The sequence below is a fragment of the Burkholderia sp. LS-044 genome, from assembly GCF_004803625.1.
Lineage (GTDB): Bacteria > Pseudomonadota > Gammaproteobacteria > Burkholderiales > Burkholderiaceae > Burkholderia > Burkholderia cepacia.
On record NZ_SSWO01000004.1, the window covers coordinates 49,511 to 64,723 of the forward strand.

Annotated in this window: 14 protein-coding genes and 2 pseudogenes; 6 read left to right on the forward strand and 10 right to left on the reverse strand. The window is 65.2% G+C overall.

Going from position 1 to position 15,213, the window contains the following annotated elements:
- The first annotated feature begins 150 nt into the window (after nucleotides 1-150).
- Nucleotides 151-1,029: a methyltransferase domain-containing protein gene (locus E9536_RS11485; RefSeq protein ID WP_136469881.1), complete on the forward strand. Its 879-nt coding sequence runs from the start codon at nucleotides 151-153 to the stop codon at nucleotides 1,027-1,029.
- Nucleotides 1,030-1,282: 253 nt separating this feature from the next.
- Nucleotides 1,283-2,329: an acyltransferase gene (locus E9536_RS11490; RefSeq protein WP_168799520.1), complete on the forward strand. Its 1,047-nt coding sequence runs from the start codon at nucleotides 1,283-1,285 to the stop codon at nucleotides 2,327-2,329.
- A 2-nt stretch (nucleotides 2,330-2,331) separates the two neighbouring features.
- Here E9536_RS11490 and E9536_RS11495 read toward each other — a convergent pair.
- Nucleotides 2,332-2,484 (reverse strand): annotated as a pseudogene (locus E9536_RS11495) (IS5/IS1182 family transposase); the annotation flags it as partial.
- Between the two features lie 222 nt (nucleotides 2,485-2,706).
- Entirely contained in the window at nucleotides 2,707-4,356 is a 1,650-nt protein-coding gene (locus E9536_RS11500) for an FAD-dependent oxidoreductase (RefSeq protein WP_081084643.1), read from the reverse strand.
- A gap of 222 nt (nucleotides 4,357-4,578) precedes the next feature.
- Between E9536_RS11500 and E9536_RS11505 the strand changes: the two are divergent.
- From E9536_RS11505 to waaA, 4 genes and pseudogenes are all read left to right on the forward strand, one after another.
- Nucleotides 4,579-5,354 (forward strand): annotated as a pseudogene (locus tag E9536_RS11505) (IS3 family transposase); the annotation flags it as partial.
- Between the two features lie 118 nt (nucleotides 5,355-5,472).
- The gene (waaC, locus tag E9536_RS11510; RefSeq protein ID WP_348772152.1) at nucleotides 5,473-6,501 is read left to right on the forward strand and encodes a lipopolysaccharide heptosyltransferase I; all 1,029 of its coding nucleotides are present in this window, start codon (nucleotides 5,473-5,475) and stop codon (nucleotides 6,499-6,501) included.
- Between the two features lie 57 nt (nucleotides 6,502-6,558).
- Entirely contained in the window at nucleotides 6,559-7,443 is an 885-nt protein-coding gene (locus E9536_RS11515; protein WP_021161704.1) for a Kdo hydroxylase family protein, read from the forward strand.
- Nucleotides 7,444-7,480: 37 nt separating this feature from the next.
- Entirely contained in the window at nucleotides 7,481-8,839 is a 1,359-nt protein-coding gene (gene waaA / locus E9536_RS11520; RefSeq protein ID WP_136469884.1) for a lipid IV(A) 3-deoxy-D-manno-octulosonic acid transferase, read from the forward strand.
- Between the two features lie 63 nt (nucleotides 8,840-8,902).
- Here the strand turns inward: waaA and ureG are convergent, their stop codons facing one another.
- From ureG to urtE, 8 genes are all read right to left on the reverse strand, one after another.
- Nucleotides 8,903-9,550: an urease accessory protein UreG gene (ureG, locus tag E9536_RS11525; RefSeq protein WP_027788168.1), complete on the reverse strand. Its 648-nt coding sequence runs from the start codon at nucleotides 9,548-9,550 to the stop codon at nucleotides 8,903-8,905.
- Between the two features lie 14 nt (nucleotides 9,551-9,564).
- Complete coding sequence (locus tag E9536_RS11530) at nucleotides 9,565-10,245, reverse strand: urease accessory UreF family protein (RefSeq protein WP_042976674.1); 681 nt, start codon at nucleotides 10,243-10,245, stop codon at nucleotides 9,565-9,567.
- Nucleotides 10,232-10,855, reverse strand: coding sequence for an urease accessory protein UreE (gene ureE, locus E9536_RS11535; protein WP_060083989.1), 624 nt, complete (start codon nucleotides 10,853-10,855; stop codon nucleotides 10,232-10,234). The genes E9536_RS11530 and ureE overlap by 14 nt, the downstream gene beginning before the upstream one ends.
- Nucleotides 10,856-10,879: 24 nt before the next feature.
- Nucleotides 10,880-12,586: an urease subunit alpha gene (ureC, locus tag E9536_RS11540; RefSeq protein WP_136469885.1), complete on the reverse strand. Its 1,707-nt coding sequence runs from the start codon at nucleotides 12,584-12,586 to the stop codon at nucleotides 10,880-10,882.
- A gap of 28 nt (nucleotides 12,587-12,614) precedes the next feature.
- Nucleotides 12,615-12,920 carry an urease subunit beta gene (locus tag E9536_RS11545; RefSeq protein WP_021161917.1) on the reverse strand — a complete coding sequence of 102 codons (306 nt, stop codon included), beginning with the start codon at nucleotides 12,918-12,920 and terminating at the stop codon, nucleotides 12,615-12,617.
- A gap of 8 nt (nucleotides 12,921-12,928) precedes the next feature.
- Nucleotides 12,929-13,231, reverse strand: a complete 303-nt coding sequence (locus E9536_RS11550) for an urease subunit gamma (protein WP_006491064.1) — start codon at nucleotides 13,229-13,231, stop codon at nucleotides 12,929-12,931.
- Nucleotides 13,232-13,467: 236 nt separating this feature from the next.
- Nucleotides 13,468-14,343 carry an urease accessory protein UreD gene (locus E9536_RS11555; RefSeq protein WP_136469886.1) on the reverse strand — a complete coding sequence of 292 codons (876 nt, stop codon included), beginning with the start codon at nucleotides 14,341-14,343 and terminating at the stop codon, nucleotides 13,468-13,470.
- Nucleotides 14,344-14,516: 173 nt separating this feature from the next.
- The gene (urtE, locus tag E9536_RS11560; protein WP_027788162.1) at nucleotides 14,517-15,209 is read right to left on the reverse strand and encodes an urea ABC transporter ATP-binding subunit UrtE; all 693 of its coding nucleotides are present in this window, start codon (nucleotides 15,207-15,209) and stop codon (nucleotides 14,517-14,519) included.
- Nucleotides 15,210-15,213 lie beyond the last annotated feature (4 nt).

Below are 15,213 nucleotides of genomic sequence, written 5' to 3' on the forward strand. Positions count from 1 at the left end.
GATGTGGAATATGCCGATAAGGCGGTTAACGCAGAGACGGGTTTGCGCCCTATCATCACTGCGTTGGTTGGTGCAATTCGGAAATAGCGGAGGATGCTATACAATGTCCTGACCGAACATTCTCACCAGCTGTCAACAGAGCATTGACATATGGAAACCATTGCCGCAGGAATGAGGTTTGATTCGCCATATATAAATCAGGAGACAATCACCGAAGCGACGAGGCGCGTCGACGAGGAGGGCCGACGTCTTGGCGTCGGCGGCGGAGGTCTTCATTTCGATACGAGGCGTTTCGCGCTGACGGTCGAATACATGAAAGCGTTCGAGCTTCACCGAGGGTATTGTGTCGAAATCGGTAGCCTCGAATACTTGAGCTCCAAAGTGATATGGTCGTTCTTTCCAGGCTCAACCGTCCGCGGGACCGAAAGCGATCTGCGATATGATCCGCTTCCTTTTGCCGATAATTCAGTCGACAACGTAATCTGTACCGAAGTCATCGAGCATATTTCGGACATTTCTTATCGGCAGGCTACGACGCTGAACGGAATATTCTTTTTCCTCGATGAGGTCTACAGGGTTCTTCGAGTTGGGGGGCGTGCGCTGATTTCAACTCCGAATGCGACCAGCCTATGGGCAATTCAGCGGGCGATGATGCAACAAGCGCCATTGATGTATGACTGGCACTTCCGTGAATTCACGAAACACGAAATGCGTCAGATCGTTGAATATGCCGGATTTGAGGTCGTTGAACATAACGCCGAGTTTGTATGGCATTTATGGGATTTCAGTCCGGTTGAAGAGTTCATGAGGAACTCAAACTACGAATTGTCCGACCGGGGGGATGATCAGTTCATGATCATCGAGAAGCCGGCCCAGCGAATCCGGAGGCCGCACAATCTCAACCTGCCGTCCAAGAAAATCTGGAAAGAGGGTGGCCTACGGCTGGTCAAGAATCAAATTCGACGGAAGTTATATAACCTCGACCTTAGGCTAAAGCTTGCAGCGAGGCGATTCGCTGGGCGTAATTAATTTACGAAACCAAATGTCCGGCGGGGAGAAAATCGGCGTAAGCATCCCGCCGCTCGCCAGTGTCTGATCGGGCCCCTTGATACGGCCACGTCTCGTGATCCAGCACGCAACCGAACGAGACGGTATGCCGAAACGGTTCTGCGGCCGATTGTGATCAGCGCACTACGAGCGAACCAGGGGCGATTCGCGATGTGAGAAAATTGGCGCAACCCGCAACATGCGATTGCGCCCCTTCCCGATTCGACCCGTCAACATGCTCGGAGCACTCCGCACTTTTCTAGCGCTGATCGTCATGGCCGCCCATCTTGGGCGATGGACTGATCTCACGGCAACCTATGCTGTGTCGACGTTCTTCGTGATCAGTGGCTATCTGATGACCGCAACGCTCCATCGCAATTATGGGTTCGGGTCATCGGGATTCTTTCGATTCTTCCTGAACCGCTTCCTGAGGCTCTATCCGATGTACTGGATTGCAGCTGGCATGTCGGTCTTGCTGATTGCCCTTGAGCCCACGCTTGCGGAGGCATATCACCGAAATTTTCTGCTGCCCGATTCGCTGCGATCGTGGGCTTGCTTGGCCATGAACTGGTACTGGCGCCCGGATTTCCCCCTGCCCGGCAAGCCGAGCGTATCGCACGTCGTGCCGCCGGCATGGGCGCTAGCCGTTGAATTTGCCATGTACGTGGTGCTCGCATTGGGTGCTGCGCGCAACATCAAAACCGGCGTGCTGTGCCTGCTTGTCGGCGTGTTGTTCCATGTTGCGATGGCTCATGACGTGAACGAGCGGATATATGCGATACCTGCGGCTGCACTTCCGTACGGCATCGGAATATGCCTCTATTTCGCAGTCAAGGCATGTCGGGCTTCCGTCACTACGTATGCCTCGGTTACCGCTACGCTCCTGTACGCAGGATTTATATGCGCGCTGCATTTCCTCCCGCTCGATGCCGCAGGAATCCCTTACTACCTGAATCTGGCGGGATTCGCGGTGGCATTCTTCTTCATCGCGTCCGCGACGGAAGGGCGCTATTTCAGATGGATTGATCGAAATATCGGAGGCCTGTCTTATCCGATCTATCTCATCCACTATCAGGCTGCCTTCGCCATCCAGCTCCTTCTTTCTACGAAGGCAGCTGGTTGGACGTTATTCTGGTTCACGCTCCCCTTGGCCGTGGCATTATCGGCGGCACTCGAATACTTGAACAGGCAGATAGTTGACCCTTGCAGGAATGTGGTTCGCGCAAAAGGTGGCGTCGTGTCTGGGGGCGCACCGAGCATGAGCCAATCAGGCACCAGATGAATTTAATGTGTCTGGCGGAAACTGGGCAGCGTACGACGTCCATCGTGGATCAGCTGGCGCAGGATCATCCGCAGGTTGTGCGTGGCGCCGCACGGCACTGCGTGGATCGCGTCACCCAGCGCGTCCTTGAGTCAGTTCCGATCGAGTTTGCCGTCGATGGCAACGTCCTTGTAGTCACCTTGTAAAGAGTTGCAGGTTTTACGCGCCAATATGCCCGTTCCCTGCAACTCCTGTATCGTTTCGACCTTGCAGCCTTGCTGTATATGCCTTCAAGGATTGTTCAAGGTCGACTACTTTCTCGGTTGAGTCGGTGAAGGCGACCAAGAATTCCATCGGGAACCTCAGAAAGTACAAGCAGCCATGCTGCCCCGTCGGCGTCATCTGTTCGCCAACACCGCACCTTCGCTCACCAGTGTCGCGGACAGCTTTGCATAGTCGATGTTTTGAACACTGCTTCGCGAATCTATGGCGAGCGCTGCGGCGGCTCCGGCCGCCTGACCGGTAATCATGAATGTCGGCTCGACGCGTATCGATGAATACGCGACGTGCGACGCGGACAGTGCAACCGGCACGAGCAAATTCCGGATCTCGCTGTACTTGGGGACGATCGATCGATACGAGATCGGGTACGGACGCGGCAGCGGCTGCCAAATGGCGCCTTCGGTACCGACCTGTCCGTCTACCGCAATGCGATTGACCGTATGCTGATCGATTGGGAATGCACCAAGACCGATGGGATCCGGGATCCTGGTTTCCGTGTACAGATCGTGCTGTGTCATCACATAGCTACCGACCATCCGGCGACTTTCCCGTACGTAAAGGCGCCATGGGAACCCGCCGTTATCCTGGAACTCGTCCTTGCAGAATCCCCACGAGCGAACGTCATCGCGTACGTTTGGCGGAATGCGGGGATCCGTCGCGAGAAACGTCAGGAGCGCCAGCGTATAACGCTTGTGCTCCGCCTCGATTTGGCGACGACCGTTCGCATTCGCATTGGCATACTCCGCGCTTCCCTCGATCTCGTCCGTAGAGAGCAGGCCGAGGCTATTGACGTCGAACTTGTTGTTGGGAATCGGAACGTTCGCGATGTAGTTGAACGTCTTGACGATTTCCGGGTGAGCCAGGGCGACGCGCCCCAGCAGTTCGAATTCCTTGGGATCGTAGTTGGCCGGTTTGACGACGGGAATCTGGTTTCCCTTATCCGCAGTGAGGCAAAGCCGATAGCCATATGCCTGCACGGCCGAGTCTGCCGTGCCCGGTGCGCCGAGATTGTTGGGCGCCACATGCGGAAGCAATCCGCTGTTCGGTTGACCTGGCACAACGTAGGGATCCACGCGCGCGCCGTCCTTGATGGAAATGGGGCCAACGCCGGCGAGGGGTTCGCCATATTGTGATTTCGCTTCGCGCCCGAGCGTATGGTCGACGCCGGCCTTCTCGAGCAAATCGCCTTCGTAGCTCGCATCGATGAACATCTTCGCCGCGTAACTATGTCCGTTGCTCGTCTGGACGACCTTGATCTCGTGATTATTGGTTTGAACGCTCGCCAGTTCGGCACCGTATTCGACGGAAACGGACGGGGCGTCGGCAAGCATCTGCAGCAGAATGCTCTCGGCGACATGCGGCTCGTGAAATATGCCGCCCATCGTCCAGGTCTTCCCGTAGCGCGTGTTTACCGCGTCGACGAAACGATGCGCGAAACCGCCCATTGCCCAGAGACGATCCTGGGGATAGGCGTCTGTCACGCCGATCCCGCTCGTCGTCATCCCACCGACGTGTTTCGTCGGTTCCAGAATGACGACCCGCTTTTTCAGTTTCGCGGCTTCCAGTGCCGCGGATATACCGCCCGGCGTCGCACCGTAGACGAGGACATCCGCAGGGTCGGATCCTGGCGCGGGCACCGGCATGGCGACGGGCGGAGCGGGCGTCCCTTGTGGTTCCTCGTCGGTACCGTGGCCGCACGCCGCGAGAATGAGCACCGAACCGACCAGCAGCAATCTGCTTGCAACATTATCGAATACTACGAACATGTGACCGCGAGTGTTAGAGAAACAGGGTTAGATGAATCGAGCGACGAGGAACCAGGCTCGGCGAGCGCCTTTAATATTACGACGTATTAAAAACGTTACGATGTATTACGAAAGGTTCGCGGAGTTTATCACTTGCGGATGACACAAAACTATCGACTGGAACCCTGCGGATCCTTGCCGCGCGAGGAGCGGCGAAACGGGGCAGGAGATGGCGAGGGTCAGATCAAGATGCTGACAAACCGGGGGCGGGGGGCGACGAAGGCCGGCAAGCTGAAAGATGTTGTCGACCGACACCGGAAGCCACTGACAGAAATGGAGGCCGAGCTGGCACGGGCCAGGCGTTGGCTGGTCGAGGTCAGAACGGAGCGCGCTCTCCTCAAAAGGTTCGCGACGTACTTCGCGAAGGCGTCGAGGTGAGGTGCGGATTGAACCAATGCGACGAGACTACCCCGTGCCGCCAATGTGCCGAGTGCTGGGCGTACCGGTGAGCGGCCACCATGTGTGGCGCAAGCGCAAGTCACCCGAAAGAACGTGGCAGGAACTTCTCCCTGGAAGCGGAGGTGCTTACGGTCCACCGGCGAAGCCGGGAAGGTTTCAGGCCGGAGCGCCTGCGGCGACATCTGGAGGTGCGTGGCGCGCGAATCGGCTTGCACCGGGTCAGGAGGTTGCGCAGAAAATCGGGATAGCGCCGCAAGCAGAAGCGCCGGTTCCGGGCCACGACGAATGCGAAGCACGACCTGCCTGTCGCGTCGAATCCGCTGAACCAGGATGTCTCGGTGACGGTCCCCAATCAAGTCTGGTGTGGTGACGTCACCTCTTTTGCGATCGATGAGGGTTGGTTGTGTCCTGCCGGCCAGAGGTACCTGCACCGCGGTGAAATCGCCGGTTACGCGAAGAGCGAACGGATGACGAAACATCTGGTCACGCAGGCCTTGTTTCGCGCTGTCGCGGCTCGCCGGCCGCCTGCAGGTCTGATTCGCCACACCGAGCGCGCGTCGTAACACTGTGCGTTGGGCTATCAACTGCTCGTGAACCGGTTGACTGCTACTAATTCAGTCCGACCTCAGTTTTTCGCCTGATCGGCCCCCCGGGCGCGATAAAATCGCGTCTTTATGCCTGTCGCCGGCTGCCAGCCGGCGTTTTTTCAGCGTGCAAAAGATCCTGATCGTGCGCGTGTCGTCGCTGGGCGACGTCGTGCACAACATGCCGGTGATCGCCGATATCCGGCGCCGCCACCCCGATGCGCAGATCGACTGGCTCGTCGAGGAAAGCTTCGTCGATCTCGTGAAGCTCGTCGACGGCGTGCGCAACGTGCTGCCGTTTTCGTTGCGGCGCTGGCGCAAGAAGCCGTTCTCGGGCGCCACGTGGCGCGAGATCCGCGCGTTCCGCCAGCGCCTCGCGGCCGAGCAGTACGACCTCGTGATCGATTGCCAGGGTCTCATCAAGACGGCCTGGGTCGCGAGCTGGGCGCGCGGCCCGCTCGTCGGGCTCGGCAACCGCACCGACGGCGCCGGCTACGAGTGGCCCGTGCGTTTCTTCTACCGCAAGCGGGTGCCGATCGCGCCGCGCACGCACGTCGTCGAGCGCTCGCGGCAACTCGTCTCGGCCGCGCTGGGCGACCCGGCGCCGACGCCGGCCGATCCGGTCGACTTCGGCCTCGATACGCGCGCGGCGGCGCTCGCGGTGGCCGCGCTCGGCCTGAACCTGCCGGTGCCGTACGTGGTGTTCGTCCACGCGACGTCCCGTGCCGACAAGCAGTGGCCGGACGCCGCGTGGATCGAGCTCGGCCAGGCGCTCGTGCGGCGCGGCGCATCGCTCGTGCTGCCGTGGGGCAACGACGCGGAGCGCGCGACCAGCGAGCGGCTCGCGAAGGAATTCGGCGCGGCGGCGATCGTGCCGCCGAAGCTGTCGCTGCCGGCCGTGGTCGGCCTGATCGACGGCGCGGCCGCCACCGTCGGGGTTGATACAGGTCTGGTTCACATCGCGGCGGCGCTGAAGCGTCCGACGGTCGAACTGTACAATTTCGCGACGGCCTGGCGGACCGGCGGCTACTGGTCGCCGAACGTCGTCAATCTCGGCACGGCGGGGCAACCCCCGTCGATCGCGCAGGTGAAGTCGGCGCTCGCGGGCTTCGGTCTCCTGTAACGCCCGCGCCATACGCACGAACCTGCACGCATCCGCGCGAACCCAAGCGAACCGATCATGAGCGAATCCCAGATCATCGAAGTCCCGTCCGCCGACTGGAGCGGACACAACCTGTCGGCGCCGCGCGAGCAGCTGCTGGCCGCCGTCGAGGAAGGCAAGGTGCTGTATTTCCCGCACCTGCGCTTCGCGATCGAAGGCGGCGAGGAAGCGCTGCTCGATCCGGCGCTCGCCGACCCGAAACGCAAGAACATCAGCCTCGCGCCGAACGGCGGCGCGCTCGCCGGCGTGCTCGGCGACAGCGTCACGCAGTCGGCGGTGCGCGCGCTCGTCGCGCGTTTCCAGCAGCAGGCCGGCACGCTCGTCGACGGCCTGTTTCCCGAATACCGCGGCAAGCTGCGCGTCGCGCCGACGAGCCTGAGGCTGATGCAGGTCGAGACGCGCCAGACATCCTGGCGCAAGGACGACAGCCGGCTGCACGTCGACGCGTTCCCGTCGCGGCCCAACTACGGCGAGCGCATCCTGCGCGTGTTCACGAACGTGAACCCGGCGGGCGTGCCGCGCGTGTGGCGCGTCGGCGAGCCGTTCGAGGACGTCGCGAAGCGCTTCCTGCCGCGCATCAAGCCGCAGCTGCCGGGCGCCGCGTGGCTGCTGAACCTGCTGCACGTGACGAAGTCGCCGCGCAGCGCGTACGACCACCTGATGCTGAACCTGCACGACAGCATGAAGGCCGATCTCGACTACCAGAAGACCAGCCCGCAGGAGACGATGCCGTTTCCGCCGGGCTGCGTGTGGATATGTTTCTCGGATCAGACTTCGCACGCTGTGATGTCCGGCCAGTTCATGCTCGAACAGACGTTCTTCCTGCCGGTCGACGCGATGGTTCGCCGCGAATGCGCGCCGCTCGGCATTCTCGAACGCCTGAAGGGCAGGGCGCTGGTTTGAGCGCGCCTCTTCTCCGAAGCAACACGAGGGCCGCTGCATGCTGCGGGTGATCTATCGCGCGCTGTGGTGGCTCGTCGCGCCGGCCGCGGTCATCCGGCTCTACTTGCGCTCGCGCAAGGAGCGCGGCTATCGCGAGCACATCGCCGAACGTTTCGGCCACGTGTCGGGCCGCTCGCGCGACGACCGCGCGCCGCTGATCTGGGTGCATGCGGTGTCGGTCGGCGAGACGCGCGCCGCGCAGCCGCTGATCGACGCGCTGATGCGCGCGCGTCCCGATGCGCGCATCCTGCTCACGCACATGACGCCGAGCGGCCGCGCGACCGGCGAACAGATCTTCGGCGATCGCGTGCTGCGCTGTTACCTGCCGTACGACATGCCCGGCGCGGTGCGGCGCTTCCTGCGCGCGTGGCGGCCGACGCTCGGCCTCGTGATGGAAACCGAGGTGTGGCCCACGCTGATCGACGAGTGCCGCCGCGCGGACGTGCCGCTGGTGCTGACCAATGCGCGGATGTCCGCGCGTTCGTTCCGGCGCGCGGCGAAGTTCGGCGCGGCGACGCGCGACGTGTTCGGCGGCTTCTCGCGCGTGCTCGCGCAGAGCCCGGCCGATGCGGAGCGGCTGACTTCGCTCGGCGCGCGCAACGTGACCGTGCTCGGCAACCTGAAGTTCGACATGACGACGCCGCCGGAACTGGCGGCGCGCGGCCATGCGTGGCGCGACGCGATCGGCGCGCGGCCGGTGTGGGTCGCCGCGAGCACGCGCGAGAACGAGGAGGCGCTGGTGCTGCAGGCGTTCGCCGCGATGCGTACGCCCGGCGCGCTGCTGGTGCTCGTGCCGCGTCATCCGCAACGTTTCGCCGAGGTCGAGGCGCTCGTCGGGCGCAACGGGCTCAAGTGCGTGCGACGCTCCGCATGGGCGGCCGACGCGGCGGCACTCGCGGCCGGCCGGCCGGCCGCCGAGCCGCTGCCGGACGACGTGACGGTGCTGCTCGGCGATTCGATGGGCGAGCTCGGCGCGTATTACGCGGCCGCCGACATCGCATTCATCGGCGGCAGCCTGCTGCCGCTCGGCGGACAGAACCTGATCGAAGCGTGCGCGGTCGGCGTGCCGGTACTGATCGGGAAGCACGTGTTCAACTTCACGCAGGCGACCGCCGACGCGGTCGCGGCCGGCGCGGCACTGCAGGTCGAGGATCCGCTCGATCTCGCGCACGTGCTCGACGCGCTGTTTGCCGACAACGCGCGGCGCATCGCGATGGGTGCGGCCGGCGCGGCGTTCGCTGCGCGTCACCGCGGCGCGACCGCGCGCACGGTCGACGTGCTCGCGGCACTGCTGCCGCCCGCCGAAGCCGGCGCGCATGCGCTGCCGGGCGTGCAGGACGCTGCCGACGACGCATAGACGGCGGGCGGCGCGACGCCGCCCCGGCACGCGTGGCGGCGTCGCAGGGCGCCGCCACGCCGCTCACACCGTCAGCAAACCCTTCTTCTCAATGAACGCGATCACGTCCGCGACGCCTTCGAGCGCCTTCAGGTTCGTCATCACGTAGGGCCGCTCGCCGCGCATCTTCTTCGTGTCGGACGCCATCACGTCGAGGTTCGCGCCGACCAGCGGCGCGAGGTCCGTCTTGTTGATCACGAGCAGGTCGGACTTCGTGATGCCGGGGCCGCCCTTGCGCGGAATCTTCTCGCCGCCTGCGACGTCGATCACGTAGATCGTCAGGTCCGACAGCTCGGGGCTGAAGGTCGCCGCGAGATTGTCGCCGCCCGATTCGATGAACACGATGTCGGCGTCGGGAAAGCGCGACAGCATCCGGTCGACGGCCTCGAGGTTGATCGACGCATCCTCGCGGATCGCCGTGTGCGGGCAGCCGCCCGTCTCGACGCCCATGATGCGCTCCTCGGGCAGCGCGCCGGCAACCGTCAGCAGCCGCTGGTCTTCCTTCGTATAGATGTCGTTGGTGATCGCGACGAGGTCGTAGCGCTCGCGCATCGCCTTGCACAGCATTTCGAGCAGCGTGGTCTTGCCGGAGCCGACGGGGCCGCCGATGCCGACGCGCAGCGGCGGCAGTTTCTTCGTGCGGCGGGCGGGGGACGGAGCGGGTGCGTTCATGGCGTGTGTCGTGTTCAGGAGCGGAACAACCGCGAATACTGGGTTTCGTGCCGTGCGGACAGGATGCCGAGCTGCGGCGCGAACGTGTTGACGGCGTCGGGCGGCGTCGCGAGCGCGCGGCGTACGGCCGCGTCGATCGCGCCGCGCAGCGCGACGATGATGCGTTGCCCGGCGAGCTGGCCGAGCGGCACGGCCTTCAGCGCGGCGGACGTCTGGTTCTCGACCCAGCCGAATGCGTACGCGGCGAGCACGGCGTCGGCGCTCGCGTCGTGCGCGGCGGCCGCGTAGGCGAATGCGGTCGGCAGCGCGATCGGCGACATCGCCGCGAGCGTCGCGCGGCGCGCGGCATCGCCCCATTCGAGCGACGCGCACAGTTGCGCGAGCGACCAGCCCATCTGTTCGGTCTCGCGGCGCAGTTCTGCCGATTCGCGGCTCGCGACGAACCATGCATTTTCGGCGACGAGCGCGTGCGTGTCGTGCGCGTGCCAGCGTGCGAGCTGGTGCGCGAGGAACGGCAGCTCGCCGTGCGCGAGCACGTCGGTCAGGCCGCTGGCGATCCAGTCGCGCGCGGAATCGGCGTCGTGGATCAGGTTCGCGTCGAGCGCGGCTTCGAGGCCCTGCGAATAGCTGTACGCGCCGATCGGCAGCGCCGGCGACGCGAGATGCAGCAGCGCGACGAGTTCAGTGGTGGTCATGGCCGTGGCCGTGCGTGCATCCGGGACCATGCTGATGATCGTGATCGTGATCGTGATCGTGATCGTGATCGTGCGAGTGCGAGTGCGAATGGCCGTGATGCTCGCCGAACACCTGCTGCGCAAGCGCGTAATCCTCGGCGAACGTCGCATCGTGCCCGTGCTTGTGTCCGCCGCCGTACGCGCCGGCTTCCGGCTGGAACGGCGCTTGCGTTTCCTCGACCTGCGTGCCGAGCCGGCGCAGCATGTCCGCGAGCACCGGGTCGGCCTCGAGCTTCAGGTAGCCGTCGCCGATCTCGACCGGCGTATGACGGTTGCCGAGGTGATACGCGGCACGCATCAGCGTGAGCGGATCGGCCGCGCGCACGCGCAGCACGGTTTCGGCGGCCGCGGCGATGCGCACGAGCGCGCCGTCGTCGGCGACGAGCACGTCGCCGTCGCGCAGGATCGTGCCGCGCGGCAGCAGCACGGCGACATCTTCGCCGGTGTCGAGCGTCGCCGCGAGGCGGCTCTTGCAGCGGGCGTCATAGGCGAGCGTGAGCGTCGGCGCGCGCGCGACGAGCGACGCGGCGAGTTTCACGTTCGGGGCGATACGTTTGTCGAGGGTGCGCATGAAACAGGAACCGGAAACCGGCAATCAGAACAGGAAATAACGCTGCGCCATCGGCAGCACCGTGGCCGGCTCGCAGGTGAGCAGCTGACCGTCGGCGATCACGTCGTAGGTTTCGGGATCGACGCTGATCGACGGGCGCCATGCGTTGTGGATCATGTCGGCCTTCGTCACGTTGCGGCAGTTGCGCACGGGCACGATCCGCTTCGCGAGGCCGTAGCGTTCCGCGATACCGGCATCGGCCGCCATCTGCGACACGAAGGTCAGCGACGTGCGCGCGAGCGCACCGCCGCGCGTCGCGAACATCTCGCGATAGTGGACCGGCTGCGGCGTCGGGATCGACGCGTTCGGGTCGCCCATCTGCGCCATGGCGATCATCCCGCCCTTCAGGATCATCGTCGGCTTGATCCCGAAGAACGCCGGCTCCCACAGCACGAGGTCGGCCCACTTGCCGGGTTCGATCGAACCGACTTCGTGCGCGATGCCGTGCGTGAGCGCCGGGTTGATCGTGTACTTCGCGACGTAGCGCTTCGCGCGGAAGTTGTCGTTGCGTGTGCCGTCTTCCGGCAGCGCGCCGCGCTGCACCTTCATCTTGTGCGCGGTCTGCCAGGTGCGGATGATCACTTCGCCGACGCGGCCCATCGCCTGCGAGTCGGACGACAGCATCGACAGCGCGCCGAGATCGTGCAGGATGTCCTCGGCCGCGATCGTCTCGCGGCGGATCCGCGATTCGGCGAACGCGAGATCCTCGGCGATCGACGGATCGAGGTGATGGCACACCATCAGCATGTCGAGGTGCTCGTCGAGCGTGTTGATCGTGTACGGGCGCGTCGGGTTGGTCGACGACGGCAGCACGTTCGCCTCGCCGCACACCTTCAGGATGTCGGGCGCATGGCCGCCGCCCGCGCCTTCGGTGTGGTACGTGTGGATCGTGCGGCCCTTGAACGCGGCGACCGTCGATTCGACGAAGCCGCCTTCGTTCAGCGTGTCGGTGTGGATCGCGACCTGCGTGTCGGTGTCGTCGGCGACCGACAGGCAGTTGTCGATCGCGGCGGGCGTCGTGCCCCAGTCCTCGTGCAGCTTCAGCCCGATCGCGCCGGCCGCGATCTGCTCGACGAGCGGCTGCGGCAGGCTCGCGTTGCCCTTGCCGAGGAAGCCGAGGTTGATCGGCCAGCCGTCGGCGGCCTGCAGCATCCGCTCCATGTGCCACGGCCCCGGCGTGCAGGTCGTCGCGTTGGTGCCGGTGGCCGGCCCCGTGCCGCCGCCGAGCATCGTCGTCACGCCCGACGCGAGCGCCTCGTCGATCTGCTGCGGGCTGATGAAGTGGATGTGCGTGTCGATGCCGCCGGCCGTCACGATCAGCCCTTCGCCGGCGATCACCTCGGTGGCCGCGCCGATCGCGATCGTCACGCCCGGCTGGATGTCCGGATTGCCGGCCTTGCCGATCGCGGCGATGCGGCCATGCTTGATCGCGATGTCGGCCTTCACGATGCCCCAGTGATCGAGGATCACCGCGTTCGTGATGATCGTGTCGGGCACGTCGGCGGCCACGCGCTGCGACTGGCCCATGCCGTCGCGGATCACCTTCCCGCCGCCGAATTTCACTTCCTCGCCGTAGGTCGTGTAATCGCGTTCGATCTCGATCAGCAGTTCGGTATCGGCCAGCCGGACGCGGTCGCCCGTCGTCGGCCCGAACATTTCCGCGTACGCGCGGCGGCTCAAGCGTAATGTCATGTGCTGTTCCTGAAGAGCGGGGCGCGGCTTACAGCGGCCCCATCACCTTGCCCTGAAAACCGTAGACGGCACGATCGCCCGCGAGTGCGACCAGCTCGACGGTGCGCGTCTGGCCCGGCTCGAAGCGCACGGCGGTGCCGGCCGCGATGTTCAGGCGGAAGCCGCGCGCGGCCGCGCGATCGAACGACAGCGCGTCGTTGACTTCGAAGAAGTGGTAGTGCGAGCCGACCTGCACCGGGCGGTCGCCGGTGTTCGCGACGACGAGCGCGAGCGTCGCGCGGCCTGCGTTCAGTTCGTGTTCGCCGTCGTCGGTGAGGATTTCGCCGGGGATCATGCGGGGCCTCACGGAATCGGGTGATGGACGGTCACGAGCTTCGTGCCGTCGGGGAAGGTCGCCTCGACCTGGATGTCGGGAATCATCTCCGGCACGCCGTCCATCACGTCGTCGCGCGTGAGCAGCGTCGTGCCGTAATGCATCACCTCGGCGACCGTCCTGCCGTCGCGCGCGGCTTCCATCAGCGCGGCGGTGATGAAGGCGACTGCCTCCGGATAGTTGAGCTTCAGGCCGCGTGCGCGACGGCGCTCGGCCAGCAGCGCCGCCGTGAAGATCAGCAGCTTGTCCTTCTCTCGGGGAGTCAGTTTCATGAAGGCAAACGTTCAGTAAAACGTAATTTTTATCGGTGCGTGGGCGACGGGGCGGACGCGCGGGTCATCGTAGCACCGCGCCGTTTTGCGTGCGTCGTGTATCGGTTATGTAAGCAGCAAGGCGCGTGCCATGTGCATGGAACGCGGCGCGATGCGCGTTCCTGGTGCGCGATGCATGGACAGCGTGCAGCGCCGGCCGCGGCGCTGCATCGAAACGGTGCGTGGCGCGACCGTGCTCAGGTTTGCCAGAGGCGCAGCGGCCGTGCGTCGACGCCGTGCACGATCGGCCGCAGATGCAGCCAGCAGTCGGTGAAGTGGCGTTGCAGCGCTTCCATCGACGTCGACAGCGCGCGCACCAGCACGACGCCGGGCGTCACGCAGGTCGCGCTCGCGCGCAGCGTGGCATCGAACGGCATCCGCGCGGCGAGCGATTCGGCGAGCGCGGCGTCGCATGCGGCACCGGCGGCCCACAACGTGCCGTATACCGGAAAGCCGGCGAGGCCCTGCAGCGCACCGCGCAGCGGATCGTGCGCGTCGAGCAGCGCGCGTTCGGTCCACAGCGGCCGACCGCCGGCATCGACGAGCGCCGCGCTCGACACGATGCGGCCGGCCGACCAGTTTTCGCCGGCCGCCTGCCGGCCGAGCTGCGTCGCGTCCCAGCCGATCGCGCTTGCCCCCGTGCCGAGCTTCACCGTGAAAGCGAGCGACGCATGCGCCGCGTCGAAGAACAGGTTGTTCTGCGGCAGCCAGTCGAGTTTCGCGTGGTCGCCGACCGTGATGCCGATGCGCTGCGTTGCGTCGAGGCCGTTCGACTTGTACCACTTGGTCGCGCCGGGCGTGGTCAGCACCGCGTGCGTGCCGCTGCCGAGCGCGATGTCGATGTCGAGCCGGTCGCCGCCCGCGACGCCGCCCGGCGGGTGGACGATCACCGCATGGCAGATCGCGTCGCCTTCCGGATACAGCGGCCGCTGCACGCGCAACGGGCCGTCGTGCAGCCGGTGGGCGAGCGTCGTGCGTGCGCCGTGCCGCTCGAAGCCGAGTTCGAGGCGGCCGCGCCACGACTTGGCGACGGCGGGGCGGGACAGCGGGGCGTGGGAATCGGGGGCAGACATCGGCGGGAAGCAGGGGACGGGCGCAGGGATCGAGGATGCTACCGCAACACTATACGCCTGGGTGTTCCGGTTGCTGGACGCGGTGAAGCGGAGAGGCGATGACGCCGGCGATCGCATGACGTGCATCGATCGCCGGCACCGCGCAGCGGCGCAATCGTGCGCCGCGTGCGTCGCTACACGGCGATCAGCTCGCGCACGCCGTTCGCTTCCATGTCCCGCGCGTCGCCGCCCGCGACGATCTCGCCGCGGCTCATCACCCAGTAGCGGTCGGCGATCGACTGGGCGAAGTCGTAATACTGCTCGACGAGCAGCACGGTCATCTTCGCTTCGTCGACGAGCTGGCGCAGCGTGCGGCCGATATCCTGGATGATCGACGGCTGGATGCCTTCGGTCGGCTCGTCGAGGATCAGCAGCTGCGGCTCGCTCATCAGCGCGCGGCCGATCGCGAGCTGCTGTTGCTGGCCGCCCGACAGGTCGCCGCCGCGCCGCGTGCGCATGTCCTTCAGCACCGGGAACAGGTCGTAGATGCGGTCGGGCACCTTCGACGGTGCTTTCCGGCTCGCCGCGCCGACGAGCAGGTTCTCCTCGACGGTGAGCCGCGGAAAGATGTCGCGGCCCTGCGGCACGTACGCGAGCCCGGCCGCGACGCGCGCGTACGGCGGCATTGCGCCGAGCGCGGTGCCGCGCCACGACACGCTGCCGCTTTTCGCGGCGACGACGCCCATCAGGCAGCGCAGCAGCGTGCTCTTGCCGACGCCGTTGCGGCCGAGCAGCACGGTGAGCTTGCCGTCGTCGGCGGCGAGGCTCACGTTGCGCAGGATATGGCTGCCGCCGTAGTACTGGTTCAGTGCTTCGATCTTCAGCATTGCA